The sequence below is a fragment of the Vibrio kagoshimensis genome (assembly GCF_050337535.1).
In the GTDB taxonomy this organism is placed as follows: Bacteria; Pseudomonadota; Gammaproteobacteria; order Enterobacterales; family Vibrionaceae; genus Vibrio; species Vibrio gallaecicus.
In genome coordinates this window covers 87194-102459 of record NZ_JAKJSZ010000015.1, presented here as the reverse complement: position 1 = coordinate 102459, position 15266 = coordinate 87194, and the positions used below count along the sequence as shown (strand labels likewise).

11 protein-coding genes are annotated in these 15266 nt (G+C 38.0%); 3 read left to right on the top strand and 8 right to left on the bottom strand.

Annotated elements, in window-relative coordinates:
* Nucleotides 1-497: 497 nt before the first annotated feature.
* Both yciH and L4C37_RS15325 read right to left on the bottom strand, forming a co-directional pair.
* The gene (gene yciH / locus L4C37_RS15330) at nucleotides 498-809 is read right to left on the bottom strand and encodes a stress response translation initiation inhibitor YciH (protein WP_137374224.1); all 312 of its coding nucleotides are present in this window, start codon (nucleotides 807-809) and stop codon (nucleotides 498-500) included.
* Between the two features lie 4 nt (nucleotides 810-813).
* Nucleotides 814-1182 (bottom strand): DUF3319 domain-containing protein, encoded by a 369-nt coding sequence (locus L4C37_RS15325; protein ID WP_137374223.1) that lies wholly within the window; start codon nucleotides 1180-1182, stop codon nucleotides 814-816.
* Between the two features lie 100 nt (nucleotides 1183-1282).
* Here L4C37_RS15325 and L4C37_RS15320 point away from each other — a divergent pair, with 100 nt between their 5' ends.
* On the top strand, nucleotides 1283-2251 hold the full coding sequence (locus L4C37_RS15320; RefSeq protein ID WP_429769092.1) for a tyrosine-type recombinase/integrase: 969 nt from the start codon (nucleotides 1283-1285) through the stop codon (nucleotides 2249-2251).
* Nucleotides 2252-2304: 53 nt separating this feature from the next.
* Here the strand turns inward: L4C37_RS15320 and L4C37_RS15315 are convergent, their stop codons facing one another.
* Nucleotides 2305-3306 (bottom strand): D-alanine--D-alanine ligase, encoded by a 1002-nt coding sequence (locus L4C37_RS15315; RefSeq protein WP_372265890.1) that lies wholly within the window; start codon nucleotides 3304-3306, stop codon nucleotides 2305-2307.
* A 162-nt stretch (nucleotides 3307-3468) separates the two neighbouring features.
* Complete coding sequence (locus tag L4C37_RS15310) at nucleotides 3469-4044, bottom strand: SPOR domain-containing protein (protein WP_137374220.1); 576 nt, start codon at nucleotides 4042-4044, stop codon at nucleotides 3469-3471.
* Between the two features lie 232 nt (nucleotides 4045-4276).
* Here L4C37_RS15310 and L4C37_RS15305 point away from each other — a divergent pair, with 232 nt between their 5' ends.
* Nucleotides 4277-6961 carry a bifunctional acetate--CoA ligase family protein/GNAT family N-acetyltransferase gene (locus L4C37_RS15305; RefSeq protein ID WP_429769091.1) on the top strand — a complete coding sequence of 895 codons (2685 nt, stop codon included), beginning with the start codon at nucleotides 4277-4279 and terminating at the stop codon, nucleotides 6959-6961.
* Here the strand turns inward: L4C37_RS15305 and L4C37_RS15300 are convergent.
* A complete protein-coding gene (locus L4C37_RS15300) occupies nucleotides 6950-7837 on the bottom strand; it encodes a LysR family transcriptional regulator (protein WP_137374218.1) in 888 nt (295 codons plus the stop codon). The two genes, L4C37_RS15305 and L4C37_RS15300, sit on opposite strands and share 12 nt — an antisense overlap.
* A gap of 228 nt (nucleotides 7838-8065) precedes the next feature.
* On the opposite strand from L4C37_RS15300, the gene L4C37_RS15295 reads away from it, so the two are divergent.
* Complete coding sequence (locus L4C37_RS15295; protein WP_429769090.1) at nucleotides 8066-10213, top strand: TonB-dependent hemoglobin/transferrin/lactoferrin family receptor; 2148 nt, start codon at nucleotides 8066-8068, stop codon at nucleotides 10211-10213.
* A gap of 481 nt (nucleotides 10214-10694) precedes the next feature.
* Here the strand turns inward: L4C37_RS15295 and L4C37_RS15290 are convergent, their stop codons facing one another.
* The 3 genes from L4C37_RS15290 to L4C37_RS15280 are packed head-to-tail and all read right to left on the bottom strand — an operon-like array spanning nucleotide 10695 to nucleotide 15239.
* Complete coding sequence (locus L4C37_RS15290; protein ID WP_429769105.1) at nucleotides 10695-12662, bottom strand: sensor domain-containing diguanylate cyclase; 1968 nt, start codon at nucleotides 12660-12662, stop codon at nucleotides 10695-10697.
* Nucleotides 12662-13174 (bottom strand): YfiR family protein, encoded by a 513-nt coding sequence (locus L4C37_RS15285; RefSeq protein WP_429769089.1) that lies wholly within the window; start codon nucleotides 13172-13174, stop codon nucleotides 12662-12664. Before L4C37_RS15285 ends, L4C37_RS15290 begins: the two co-directional genes overlap by 1 nt.
* A complete protein-coding gene (locus L4C37_RS15280) occupies nucleotides 13164-15239 on the bottom strand; it encodes a TonB-dependent receptor (protein WP_429769088.1) in 2076 nt (691 codons plus the stop codon). Before L4C37_RS15280 ends, L4C37_RS15285 begins: the two co-directional genes overlap by 11 nt.
* Between the last annotated feature and the right edge of the window lie 27 nt (nucleotides 15240-15266).

Sequence of the window (15266 nt, the reverse complement as noted above, 5' to 3'; positions counted from 1 at the left end):
ACTGAGCAAGGATACTGAAGATCTGAGCTTGGCAGAGATTGAAGTGATGCTGTAGCTGTTTATATTTGCAACAATTTATAGTTACTAATTTTTGTTCTGCAACGGCTCACAAGCCCCAAATTCTATTTGTAAGAAAAAGGTTCATGAACCTAGAAACTGAAGTTGAGCGAAATTTGAGCGGAGAATTGACAGTTCATGAAGTAAATCGAGATTCATGAGTTGGAAAAGTTTTGGCTTGAACAATAAAACATATAGGCAACAATTGCTTAACGCTATTTTTGGTGCATCTTCATTCATGAACACCGTTGAAACCCAGAATTGTTAAATTGATTTGGTTTTAATATAGGGAGCTATTCTCTACCTGCTCCCTATTACTCTATTTCTGTTATGTATAAGCTCAATATCACGCTATTTAACAGTAATGCCTATTTACCATAAAATACCTAATATCTATCAATAATAATCTTCGATTTTATCTCTAGTATTAGAACAGAAATTTAACCACCAGAAAATTTTACTTTAAAGCCTTTCTTCTCTAAGTGAGCTTTAATTTTATCTCTAGCGTCACCTTGTATTTCGATGTTCCCATCTTTAACTGAGCCTCCACAGCCACATACCTTTTTAAGTTCAGCAGCCATAAGTTTAAGTGGAGCATCATCTAGGTCAAGACCTGTTACAACAGAAACGCCTTTGCCTTTGCGGCCTTTAGTTTCTTTTTGGATTCTTACAATACCATCACCTTTAGGTCGCTCAACCTTTTGTTCTTCAGGTGTAATACGACCAACATCGGTGGAATATACTAAGCTCATAATTTTACTTCTTTTGTTGCTGTGCTTTTTGTTTAGCGACTAAATAGGCTTCAATATGCCTTTGAATTGCAGGTTTAGCGCCCTTGATCAGTTTACCATTAAACATACAATACCAGGCATTTGGATCACCGGTATCATTTTTGATTTGGTACCCATTAAAGGTTTCGGCTTGGTTAGCCCCTGGTCTTTCTTTATTTAGAGCTGAGAATTCTTTAGGTTCAATAATTGATGCTGTGTCTAGCCACCAATCAATGCTCTTTTTTACAGCGGTCAAATTACCTTGAATGACGCGCGTTTTAAGCTTTGCTTGCCATACTGTATTCTTTGCATCTGTTGAAAGCAGATGTACTCCACGATAAATAGAATTAGCCATATTTATGAATCATCTTTTAGGTTTCACTGCATTAATCATAATTGCACTTCTGTTGATATCAAGCATAATATGTCAAAAATATTAATTTAAAGGCTTTAAATTGCGAAAAAAAATACCAGTATTTACAGACGCTTCCGAAATTAAAACAATTGTCCAATTACTGGAGACGCAACCTACAATAGATCTGATAGATTCCATTACAAATCATGAATATTCCAAAAACTCGATACTTGGAATCTATTCTGATTGGAATCACTACATAACCTTTTGTCAATCTCACCATATCAAGGCACTGCCAGCTTCGGTTACTGCAATCCGACGCTTCCTTGAAGTAGAATCACAAAGAAGAAAATTTGCATCCCTAAAACGTTACACTGCAACATTGAGTATGTTGCATACCATATTAGGCTTTGCCAACCCAATACCACACCGGCAAGTTCGGTTCACTATATTAAGTCTACAAGCAAAAATGGCTGGTGACGCAAAACAAACAGTAGCATTCACCCATGAACATTTAATTCAGTTAAAAACTTTGTTATCAAAATCTGATGTACTTTATCAAGTAAGAAATTTAGCGTTGTACAATGTTATGTTTGAATGCGCGCTTAAACGCTCAGAACTTAAAGCCCTTAAGTATTCAGACTTACAGTTCGAAGGTGAAAATTCGATAAAGATAACTGTTAGTGGTAACACTTATCAATTATCTGATGAGGCGTCACTCTTCTTGAAGCGATGGTTAATGGCTTCTAATACTGTTGATGAAGTTCCCTTATTTCGCTCTATTGACCGTCATGGAAATGTTAGTGAAAATTACCTTGATGACTCTTCAATATTCAGAATACTAAAAAAAGCTGGTGATTTATTACACTTACCAAAAGATTACTCATTTTCGGGTCATTCTATAAGAGTTGGTGCTGCTCAAGAACTATCAAATCAAGGTATGAACATACGAGATATTCAGGATTTCGGTCGCTGGTTAAGCCCAGCAATGCCATTGCAATATATCGGAGCAAAAGGCATTGCTGATAAAGAAATGCTGAAGTTTAAATCATTGACACCCTGGTACTAATACATCAATAACCTTCGTAAATTACAAAGGCATTTGACAAAAGCATTAAATTTTTAAGAATTAGCTAAGCTCGTTCTTACACAATTTTCTAAGAATTTAGAAAATTGATGCCCATTATGTTCTACCATCTTGGGAAACATTGAAATTGGGGTCATTCCAGGGAAGGTATTAACTTCGTTCAGATAAATCTCATTATCTTCTGTTAAGAAAAAGTCTATACGTGAGAGATGTCTCAGCTTCATTTGCTTAAAGACTTTCCTTGCACTGCTTTCAATAAGTGATAGTTGTTCTTCAGATAGCTCATCTGCTTCAATTTTAGTTGTTGAATGGCTATCAGAACTGTATTTCTCTTCATACGAATAAAATGCACCATTGGGCGCAATTACTTCACCAGGTTTACTTAGATACAACTCGCCATCAAATTCATAAGCTGCAACTTCAAGCTCACGTGGAATAACTGCTTTTTCGATAAGAACTTGTTCAGAATAACCAAAAGCTTGATCTATAGATGAGTCTAAACTTTCAATGTCAGTCACTTGATAGCAGCCAATTGAAGATCCTTGGCGTGCGGCTTTAACAAAAACTTTCTTCCATTCTTTGAACGCTTTGGACGCATTGTCATGCGATTCTTTATCATTTTCAGAAAGGAATAAATATGGCGTATTGGGAATGCCGATAGCGTCATACCATAGTTTCGATGTAATTTTGTTAAAACTGTTGTTACTTGCTTCAGAACCACAACCTAGATAAGGAATTTTTGCTAATTCAAACAGAGATTGTATGTCACCCGTTTCACCTGGAAACCCATGAATGCAAGGAACAATGAAATCGATACTTTGTTTACTGACAGCGCTACATAACGATTGATCATTGATATCTAAATATACGACTTCACCCGTTTCTAAACACCAGCCTTCAGGTTTTATTTCTACTTTTATGACTTCAAAGTCCTGAACCGAATTTAGCTGTTCAAACAGATATTTAGCTGACACAAGAGAGACTTCATGTTCAGAAGAGCCTCCACCACATAGTAAGAGGATTTTAGTTTTGTTCATGGGGGAATTCGTTCCTTGAAACTAGGAGTGCATTTTGATCATGATAAACAATTGAAAACATAGGTACAGTGTTTTGCAAACTAATTTACACTTACGATAAACAAGTGATTAAGTATTCATCAAAAAAGGAGCCGAAGCTCCTTTTCATATTATCATTTAGTGCTAATTCAGTTTATTAAGTGTTGGATAATCTGAATTTTTTATATCGTCGATACTTTTAACGAAAGGTTTTAAATTTTGGAAACTTTGAGGCAATGTAGAAATGGCTTTTTTAGCATCAAGCTTTGTTGCGTAGTCACCGTATAAAACACTGAACCACTTAGTTCCATTCACTACTTTATAGTTTTCCCAAATTGGTTGAGATGTTTGAGGCAGCATATTGACGAAAGTATCCACCTTGGCTTGGCTACCAACGGCTACAACTTGAACCGTGTAACCAAAACGTTGGTTCATCTTAACTTGCTTTTTCGTTGGAGGGACAATTTTTGCAGATGGTGATTCAGGGCTTAGTTTCACCACTTTCTTATCTTCAGCAGGAGAAAGTCTTACTACATTTACTTCTACGCTCTCTTCAGTAACACCCGCACCCATTTCATTAGACTTGGACACGACAGGTGCTTGCATTGTCGCTGTCTTATATTCTTCTTTATAACTTTCAGAAGTTACATCTGTTATGTAATTCTCAGATGCACATGCAGCCAAGAGCAGTGGCAAAATCGCAATTGCAAATTTTTTCATGGAATGCTCAACGTCCTTAATAATAAATTACTATAAATCATGCCCATAGCACGGGATGGAATCAAGTTAACTTTATCATTATACACCATTACTGGGTGACCTATTTCACAAACTTTATTATGTATGTACGCTCTATCATCAATTTGTCGAAATCTTTATCACTTCGTACATTGTATATACGCTACGATACTTAATCATATTTCTTTGAAATTATTACGGTTAGGGAATGCTTATGAACCATTTAGACTCTTTACTAAAACCGCGTTCAATTGCCGTAATCGGCGCTTCTCAAAAAGCAAACAGAGCTGGATTTATTGTCATGAATAATCTGCTCCATGGTGACTTTGCAGGCGCAATAATGCCTGTTACCCCAAGGTATGAATCTGTTGCAGGTGTTCTGGCTTATAAAAGCATATCCTCTCTTCCCATTATTCCAGAACTCGCAGTGGTGTGTACCAATGCGTCACGTAATGTTCAGATCTTCAAAGAATTAGCAGAAAAAGGCATCTCGGCTGCGATTGTACTTTCATCAGAAATGTACAAGGAAGGTGATAACGGTGAATCTCTTGATGAACAATGCCTTAGTATCGCTAAGAAGCATAATATAAGGATTCTTGGGCCAAATAGCTTAGGTATAATTTTACCTTGGTTGAACTTAAATGCGTCGTTTTCACCAATTAGTGCCCTTCCAGGTAAAATAGCTTTTGTTTCTCAGTCTGCGGCTGTTTGTACAACGGTTCTTGACTGGGCTAATGATAAAGAAATTGGGTTTTCTGCCTTTATTTCAATTGGTAATAGCAGCGATATTGGCTTTTCTGAGTTGCTTGATTACTTGAGTACCGATTCCCATACTGAAGCTATTCTGCTTTACGTAGATACCATAAAAGATGCAAGGCGTTTTATCTCTGCTGCTAGAGCTGCCTCTCGAAATCGTAGAATATTGGTATTAAAAGGTGGAAAAACACCACGAGGGAGAGCGGCAGCAAAGGCTCACACTGGTGGTACGGATACACTTGATATCATTTATGATTCAGCAATACGCCGAAGTGGCATGTTGCGTGTAAACAACATGCATGAACTATTTGCAGCAGTTGAGACATTAACGCATTCAGTACCACTAAGAGGTGAAAGGCTCGCAATTGTTACTAATGGCGGTGGCCCCGCTATTATGGCAGTAGACACGCTTTTCGAGCGTGGCGGTAAACTTGCAGATCTTTCCGATAGCACATTTCAAAAACTTAATGGATTCCTGCCAGACAGTTGGTCTCATAACAATCCTATCGATATTGTCGGTGATGCCAGTCAAAAACGATATATAGATACTATCAATGCGCTTTTAGATGGTGACGAAGCCGATGCAATACTCATTATGCATAGTCCATCCGCCATCGCTCACTCAACAGAAACAGCACAGAAGATTATTGAAGCTATCAGGGCTCATCCTAGACATAAGCGATTTAATATATTAACCAACTGGTCTGGTGAATTGACTGCAAAACCTGCGAGGAAATTATTCACTGAAGCTGGTATCCCTACCTACAGAACACCAGAAAGTTCAGTTGTCGCCTTCATGCACTTAGTGGAGTACAGGCGAAACCAAAGACAGTTAATGGAAACACCGACTACAGCTGAAAAAGTGCACATAGAAGATTTAGAAGATGCTAAATTATGGATAAAACAACGACTACTGGATATAAATACAGTCCATCTTGATACTCATCAAAATAGTCATTTGTTCAAAAGTTTTGACCTTGATGTTTTGCCTACATGGATAGCTTCTGATCCAAGTGAAGCCGTACATATTGCGGAAAACATCGGTTACCCTGTAGCGGTTAAGTTACGCTCTCCCGATATTGCGCATAAGTCAGATGTTCAAGGTGTAATGCTGAATTTGCGTAATAGCCAGGAAGTGGCTAATGCATCGCAAGCTATATTAGATCGCTCTCAACTTTCATACCCGACCGCAAATATTCATGGTTTGCTTATTCAAGGAATGGCTAAGTTAGCGGGTGGACAAGAACTAAGAATAAAAGTCACTACAGACGCAACTTTTGGCCCTATTATTTTACTTGGTCAAGGAGGCTCTGAATGGGATGAGTCTATCGATGCCGCCGCTGCGTTTCCTCCTTTAAATATGACGCTAGCTCGTTACTTGATTATACGGGCAATCAAAAGTGGAAAAATTCGATTACAGAAACTTCCTCATCCAATTGATATTAAAGGCTTGTCTGAACTTCTTGTACGAATATCGCAGATGGTTGTAGATTGTCCTGAAATTAGTGAGCTGGATATTCATCCACTACTCGCTAATGGTGACAAATTTACTATTCTTGATGCCGATATCACACTCACCCAATACGCTGGTGACGCGCAAGAAAGGTTAGCGATTCGACCTTACCCTGTAGAACTCGAAGAAGTCATCACACTTAAAGACGGTTCTGAGATTCTATTACGCCCTATTCTTCCTGAAGATGAACCCTTACACGCCGACTTTATTAATAAGGTATCAAAAGAAGATTTATACAAACGCTTCTTTAGTGATATCGGAGAACTTAACCACGAAGCTTTAGCGAATTTAACGCAAATAGATTTTGATAGAGAAATCGCATTTGTTGTATTGAAGGAAATCGATAATGAACACGTTATTATTGGGGTTTCTAGAGCGTTAATTAACCATGATAATACCGACGCTGAATTTGCTATTTTGATCCGCTCCGATCTAAAAGGTATTGGCTTAGGTCGTATTCTTATGACGAAAGTTATTGATTACTGCCGTTCCAAAAACACTGTACAGATGTCTGGAATGACAATGCCGTCGAATAGAGGCATGCTCACTCTAGCTCAAAAGTTAGGGTTCGAGCTAGAAGTTAGCTTTGAAGATGGTACCGCCGACATGGTGCTTAAATTAAACGAGTGACCATGTTTTTTTGATGTGTTGAATGCACCATGATTTTGCATCTCCAATTTTATTGCGACGCCATGCTAGAACAATATCGATTCCGTGCGGTTCAGTTCCTGCGATTTGTTTTAATTGCCCGGACTCAATCAATGGCTTTGCAATCACTATTGGTAATGTTCCAATGCCTAGTCCAGCACTCAGCGCTTCAACTTTTGATTTGATACTCGTGACCGTTAGTCTGGGTTGTTTTTCCAAAATATTCACACTTAATGCGGGTTGTTCTCTTGCTGTATCGGCAATAGCAATAACCCTGTAACTTTCCCTTGCTGCTTGATCGAAATCACCAGACCTGTTGTGAACATAATGATCACTAGCTGCCACCCACACTAGTTCAATATAGCCAATTTTGTCACTTTTAACATCATTAGGCAGAGTTTCAGGTTTCGGGCAAACAAGAAGGTCGGCTCTGCCCTCTGCGAGTGATTCCCAGCAGCCAGCGAGTATTTCTTCCTGTAAACGTACTCGTGTTTTACTTACTTTCCCCAACTCATCGACTAGAGAGAAAAAGTTATCAATTGGGATGAGTCCATCAAAAGCAATGGTAATATCCAGCTCCCAGCCATTAGCTAATACAGTCGCGTCGTTCACCAATTGCTGAGTTGCACTCAAAATCACTCTACCCTGCTCTAAAATAAGAACCCCAGCCTCAGTAAAATTTGCTTTATGCCCAGAGCGATCAAAGATCATGATGTCTAAATCTTGCTCTAATTTTTGAATCTGATAGCTCAATGAAGAAGGTGCGCGATCAAGTTCATTAGCAGCGGCTGCGAAGCTGCCTCTCCGATCTATAGCGTCTAGAATATGTAAGGCTTCTAATGTAATAGGACTCTGCATTATTTCTCCAGTACGATATATCGTGATTTACATCACATTAACAGTAAATGTAGATAAAAATCTAATCCTTGATTTTATCTTAAAAAACAATGAATTAACAAAATTTAATCATTGTTAACTGTGTAAGCTATTAGTAAACTTAAATGCAAACAATAGTAATTATCATTTAGATCCAATACTATTCGACCAGCTCAAAATAATAGACTATGGAACTAAGGTAATTATTAGATGTATAAGCACTCCCTACTCTCAGCCTCAATTGTAATAGCTCTTACAACAACTTCAGTACAAGCTGAAGATTATGCCCTATTTGATGAAGTAGTAGTATCTTCAACACGAACTAATCAGACGATCCAAAATACTGCCGCATCTGTAACAGTGATCAATGAACAAGCCATTCAGGAAAGCATGGCAAAAGATGTCAACGAAGTATTTGAATACACACCTGGCGTGACAATGAACTCAAGCTCACGTCAAGGTGCACAAACTATCAACATTCGAGGAATGGAAGGTAAACGTGTAAAAATACTGGTTGATGGTTCTGCGCAGCCAGGCTCATTCGATGGCGGTCCATATAGCTTCATTAATTCAAGCGGCATCACAATTGACCCTGATATGCTTAAAAGTGTAGAGATTATCAAAGGTGCTGCATCAAGTTTACATGGTAGTGACGCTATTGGTGGTGTTGTTGCATTTGAAACAAAAGATCCAGCCGACTTTCTTAAAGGTGGTAAAGACGTAGGCGGTCAAGTCAAACTCTCCTACTCTTCTGAAGATAAATCATTTAGCGAACATGTCGCTCTAGCAAACCGATTTGGAGAGCTTGAAACTCTGATAGCTTATACACGCCGAGACGGTGAAGAGACGCAAAATTTCAGAAACCCTAGTGACCTAGAAAACTATGGCTTAGAAGGACAAGAGACTTCTGCTGATAATTTGTTAGTAAAACTACAATACCAATTAAATGATGATCATCGAATTGAGTTTTTAGCTGAACTGATTAAAGATACATCAGATTCTGATATTCACCACTCTAGTTACACAACTTACACAGGTGAAGACGATACAGAACAGAATCGATTCGCTATTAAACACATTTGGTTTGCCGACGCTGCAATTGCCGATACGATTACGAGCAAAGTGTCTTACATCAGTAAAGAAGAAAATGGTGTAACTAATCGATTCAAGCCTGCAGGTCCAGGTATGCCACCTTGGGTTCCTGCAAATAACGATAATATGCAAACCAAAAACTATATCTATACTGAAGACAAACTTGAAATTGAAAGTCAGTTAGATAAAGAAATTGATAACCACTACCTTGTGTATGGTGTGACATACACCAAGAGTGATATCAGCAATACAAATATGGAATACAACTCTGACCCAGCTACAGATGATAAATTGTATGTCTATACTCCAGATGCTAAAGAACAAAAGTTTGGCTTATTTTTACAAGACGAAATCACTTTAAACAATGATAAATTGGTACTAACACCGGGTATTCGCTTCGATCATTTTGAAACCGATCCTGGTAATAATACTGGTGATGAGTTAACTAAGTTTTCAGACTCAGCGGTAACTGGTCGTTTGGGTTCTACTTATAAAGTAACTGAAACTGGTACTGTATTTGGTCAAATCAGCCAAGGATTCCGTGCACCATCTTTTGATGAACTGTATTACACCTATGATAATCCTGCACATGGTTATGTAAACGACCCAAATCCAGACCTTAAGTCTGAAAAGAGTATTTCTTTCGAGCTAGGTTACAGACACAACACTAGCGCCTCATCGACAGAAGTCGCAGCTTACTACAGTGATTATGATGACTTCATCGAAACGGTAGTGACCAAGAAAGTAGGCGGAACAACCCATTACTCAAATGTGAACTTAGATTCTGCCACTATCAAAGGTATTGAGTTCTCAAATAAACTAATGTGGGACGAATTAGTTGGTGCTCCTGAAGGAATCTCAACGCATTTTGTTGCAGCATATACTGAAGGTGAAGATGGAAATGGCTATGCATTAAATAGTGTAAACCCATTAAATGCTGTTCTTGGTTTAAACTTTGATGCGCCTAGCTCAAAATGGGGTACAAGCTTTAAGATCAATTACACCGCAAGTAAGTCAGGCTCAGACATCAACAATGATGATGATAATGGTGGTAACACAGGTCAAGTGGAACTTCCAAGCGCAACTGTTCTTGATTGGACTGCGTATTACAAACCAGTTGCTAACTTAACCATTCGTGGCGGTATTTTTAACCTAACGGATAAAGAATACTACCGTTGGAATGATATCCGTGGTGATGATGCACTTTACAAAGAAAACACACAAGCTGAGCGTAACTACGGTATCTCAGCTAACTATCAGTTCTAAGTTTTCTTAGGTAATTAACGTAAAAAAGCCAGCGTAAACGCTGGCTTTTATTTATTTCACTAAAAAATGTATCAAAAAGGTATAAAAGTGAAATTATTTGTCTGCCATTTCTTTCTTAACCATCACTGCAGAAGCGACGATGAAAGCAATAATAAGACCAAGTTCCATTACAAACTCCGTAAAAAAGTAACATTTCGTAAATATATCGTGCGGATAATAACATATTGAACGATTAATGATACTTTTTAACCGCTACTTTATGTTTTTTACGACTTAGATCAATTATGGCTGCCCAAGCTACCTTTTGACAACTTTCATAATTACAATCATGAGCTATAGACTTATACAATTCACAGTATTAACTCTGTGAAAATTATAAAAAACTACGTTTATTCCAAGATAAAATCAGTTCAGGTTATGTGTAAAGATTCGGCTATATAATAAAGCTAACGTTTAAGATAAATACCAATAACCATTTGATTTACTGAGAATAAACAAAGCACCCCTTCCCTTTACTCTTTGCCTGATACATAGCCTGATCTGCAGCTTTGAGTATTAGATCGAGATCTCTTTCGTCATCTTCAACTAAGTTAATACCAATACTTGCCCCTACTTTTAATGAGCGACCTTTATACATAACCTCTTCTGTGATTAATATTAATAATCGTTCAGCCAGTGCCGACATCATTTCTTTGTTTGTAGATTTAATGATTAAAACAAATTCATCGCCAGATAAACGAGCAACTAGATCCCCAGATCTCACTTGAGATAACAATCGACTGGCAACTTGTCTTAGCATTTCATCTCCAGCATCGTGTCCATAAGTATCATTTACTTCCTTAAACCCATCTAAATCTAGATAAAGTACCGCGAAATGATTATCTGAATATTGGCTTGAAGAAACGACTTCATCTAGCGTTTTATACAGGTGAGAACGATTTGCAAGCCCTGTAAGTGCATCATGGTGGGCGAGATGCTCAAGTCGCTCCATCTCTTTCACATTTGATAGGTCAGATAAGGTCAGCACCATATCAAACTCACCACGTTGTTGATTGGAAACAATTCGGTTAATTTTGACAAACATAGGTACTAAATTACCTGAACTATGTTTTTCCCAAACCTCTCCCTGCCACTGTCCATAATTTTCTAATGATTCTATAATCGTTGGCATCAAAGAAGTGAACTGTTGCCAAGGAAGAACTTCAAAAGGTGATTTTCCTAAAAGCACACTTGCTTCGTAACCAAGTAAAGTGGTTACAGCAGGGTTTACCATTGTAATTTCATTCGAAGCATTCAAAACAACTAATCCATCCTGGCTATTTTCAAAGACTCCAGCTGCAAGTTTCTGCCTATTCATTGCAGATTCGATCTCTGTAACATCTTGAATGGCAAATAACGTTTGGCCTTGTTTAGAAAGCTCACGACTACTGACCTGCAAAAGTTGTTTACTGCTAAATACATCGATTGATTCAATGAGTTGATCGTTTAAAACAAGGTTTGAATCAATTGCCGATTGAAGTAAATCAGATTGTTTCGTTACTATCAGTTCTTTAATGGTTAAGCCTTCTAGATACGCTGAAGTACATCGAAATATTTCCATTGTCGCGGCATTCGAGTGAATTATCTCACCATCTTCGTTTACGACGATAAGGGAGTGTTGAACGGTCTCAATCACTTCATTCGCGAATGACTTCTCTTGTTCAAGCTTATCTAATGTAAAGTTGACTTGTTTCTCCCGCTGACCAAGACGCTCTAACATGGTATTAAAGGCATGAACTAAGTCACCAATTTCATCATTGCTATTTAAAGTGATTTTTTTAGTACGTTCACGCCTCTCAACAAAGGCTTGCATACCTTCATTTAAGTTGAATAAAGGTTCAATGATAAAGCGTTGAATAATCTTATATAGGATAGTTCCAAGGACCAGAAGTAAGATTAAATAAATACCAGCAGTCTTTAATGTTATAAGAAATATATTTTCAAAACTTTGCTTTGAGATGGTGACTCGTAGATGTGCAATGACTTCTTGCTCTAAAACAACAGGAACTAATAAAAAGATATATTGCTCTGAGATAGAGAACTGTTTTTGCCTTATCTCAATACGCTGTTGTTCATTCGGTACTGGTGGGATTCGGTCTTGCTGCTGGTACATAGCAAACAGTTGTGGTTCTGTATCAAACAACTTCACACGTACAATGTCTCTATCAGCACTAAAAGCAGACAGAATTTCGTTGGCTGATTCTTTATCATCAAAGAGGATTGCAGCTTGAAGATTAAAGGCGACGCCTTTCGCTAAAACCTTTACACGCTGTACTAAATTGTCTCTTTCCCGCTCGTAAGTGACAGTGTAACTGACCCATTGAATCGTGATAAAAGTAGCACTGATAAATAAAATTATCGGTAAAAAAAGTTTATTTTTTATCGACAGGTTTTTCATGGATGACAACATCATTTGCCCTCCATAGTTGCGATGCGCAATAAGTTTGAACCAATAGTATAATCATCTAATTGAACGTTATCTAAATTTATCTTTGGTTTGATCTGACTGTTCACAGTTTGTAGCTCAATAACGCCTCCTTGCTTCGTGAAGTTCTTCTGGTCACTAATTGTCACATTCGATGGTGTGGTATATTTTTTTCGATCAAATGTGGAGATATACCCTGTGACATATGTGACGTTGCACTCTTCATTCATCTTTGATGTAACTGTTATTGGCAGTTCACGGATTACTTTACCTTCAGTGATTGTACTAAGAACCCGCTTAACTTTGTCATCGCCAATGATGCAAAAATTAAGAGATTTCATTTCTGATTCGTTCGTCCAACGTATAAAGCTAGCCATTCGAAATACATATACTGCCTTAACTTGATATGGCTTAAAACTAGCCGCGTACGCCTTTAAGGAACAAATATGTGTTATCACCAATAATATTAATGTAAAAACAACTCTCTTAAAATYCATGAGACACCCTTACATATACGGATTCTTGATTCGCTTCTTTATATGTTGAGTAATCTGTTTGATAACCGCTTTTTTTACCTATATTTTCTACTACGACTTCGAATAAAGGCGCTTTATTGGATTTCTTCCAACCTAACCTTGCGTCAAATGCCAGTTCATGAGAATACGATTGCCAATCAAAAGTTTCACCAGTGTAAGAAACGTAGTGATCTGGGTAATTGACGTTCATATATTTACCAACAACATCAAACTGGAAGCCCTCATAAACATTCCACAAAACTTGAGCCGTCGCTAAATGCTCACTATCTATATCATGCGTCGATTCAGAATATTGACTTGAATCTGGGTTAGTACCCTTATGATCCCCTTCAACAGACAAATAAGAGTAGCTGAAGTAACTCTTTAAATTTTCAGTTATTTTATATGAAGCACCAATTTCAATACCATACGTTTTAGCTTCATAATCATCAGTTAATACGCCGTTGATGACATGAGGAGCTTGGTTGCCAGACTGTTGTAAACTGTGCTGGCGAACATTATCGTGAATACTATAAAAAGCAGTACTATCAACCTCTAACCGATCTCCACTCGAGAAGCGGTATCCTATTTCCGTAGTAATCACATTTTCGTTATCTAAGTCGTTATTCTGACCATAATAAGCGATGTAATCGACGTACCCTTGGTTCTCATCATAGTAATATGAGTTTTCTAAGTAGACCGAGTTTGAATCCATGTACGAAGGCGCAACGACGGCTCGGCTCACACCGCTCCATAAAGAGTGCTTTTCATCTATTTTGTACATCACCCGTAACTGGGGAGATAATTCTGTCGTAGAATTCTGCGTAAAGTGCTCAAGTTTAACCCCCATCACCGTAGACAGGCGTTCATTCCAAGCTAATTGAGACTGGATAAAAATATTAGTGATATAGTCATTAGCCGATTCGATATCATATGCTCGTCGATAGTAATCAACATTGTAAAAATCAACATCATCAATTTGGCTAGAAGAAAAATCCAGGTGCATGTAACGAATACCACCACCGAAAGTCAGTTGATGGCGGTCGGATAATTGTGTGATAAGAGTGGAATCGAAATCTACCGTAGAATAGCTGCCGGGGGCATCAAGGGCATTATCTTTATTATGCTCACCCCATAATGAATAGGACAAAACTGTTTGTGAGCTAATATCCTGATAATCGTTAAACTTGGCATAAAACGAATGGCTGTCATTATCAAAGTCTTTCGATGAATAATCGTACCAACCTTGATCATCATAATAATAGGTATATAAGCTTGTTCGGTAAGCGCTTTTCTCTCCCCCAAACCTCAAAGACCAGTTCTTATCAGCATCAATCGGCTCAAAAACCATGCCGGCAGATTGAGCCTTCCAAATTTCATTATCTGATGAATTCGGCTGGTAAGAAGACTCTTCCTTATACTTATAAAAAGCGCGCCCATAAAGATACTCATTAAACTTTAAACCTTGCCTAACACTAAATTCGTAATTGTCATTAGCCGACGCAACCGCTGATACATAAGTACCTTGAGTAGCTTCTGAGGATTTAGTGATGATGTTCACTACGCCATTTGCAGCATTCCCCCCCCAAATAGTGCCACCTGGTCCTTTAAGTATCTCTATTCTTTCAATATCAGCCAGAATATAGTCAACATCAGTCCAATATGTACCACCATATACAGGGCTAAATAGGCTTCGACCATCTATCATCACGAGTATTTTATTGTACAAACCATCGTGGAAACCACGAGTTGAAACAAACCATGATGTTTCATTAAACTTTGTTACTTTCAAACCAGGTACGAGTACCAGAGCTTCAGCAATTGTTTTTGCGCCGCTTCTTTGGATTCGTTCGTTTGATAAAACATACACAGAAGATGGAATATCCGTTAGCTTTTGCTTAACTTTAGACGCCGTCTCCATCTCGACATCTAACATTGATAACTCTTCAAGACTCATCGACATTAAATGCTCAAGTGAATTCCCCTGAGCATAGAGAGAAAATGAAGGCAATAATGCTAGAGCTGCGTATATAGATGAATGTTTCATTGTATGACCTGAGATGAAGATAGGCGT

Coding starts and splice junctions, on each gene's coding strand:
- yciH (WP_137374224.1), bottom strand. CDS start 809: ATGAGCTTAGTATATTCCACCGATGTTGGTCGTATTACACCTGAAGAA.
- L4C37_RS15315 (WP_372265890.1), bottom strand. CDS start 3,306: ATGAACAAAACTAAAATCCTCTTACTATGTGGTGGAGGCTCTTCTGAA.
- L4C37_RS15305 (WP_429769091.1), top strand. CDS start 4,277: ATGAACCATTTAGACTCTTTACTAAAACCGCGTTCAATTGCCGTAATC.
- L4C37_RS15300 (WP_137374218.1), bottom strand. CDS start 7,837: ATGCAGAGTCCTATTACATTAGAAGCCTTACATATTCTAGACGCTATA.
- L4C37_RS15290 (WP_429769105.1), bottom strand. CDS start 12,662: ATGTTGTCATCCATGAAAAACCTGTCGATAAAAAATAAACTTTTTTTA.
- L4C37_RS15325 (WP_137374223.1), bottom strand. CDS start 1,182: ATGGCTAATTCTATTTATCGTGGAGTACATCTGCTTTCAACAGATGCA.
- L4C37_RS15295 (WP_429769090.1), top strand. CDS start 8,066: ATGTATAAGCACTCCCTACTCTCAGCCTCAATTGTAATAGCTCTTACA.
- L4C37_RS15310 (WP_137374220.1), bottom strand. CDS start 4,044: ATGAAAAAATTTGCAATTGCGATTTTGCCACTGCTCTTGGCTGCATGT.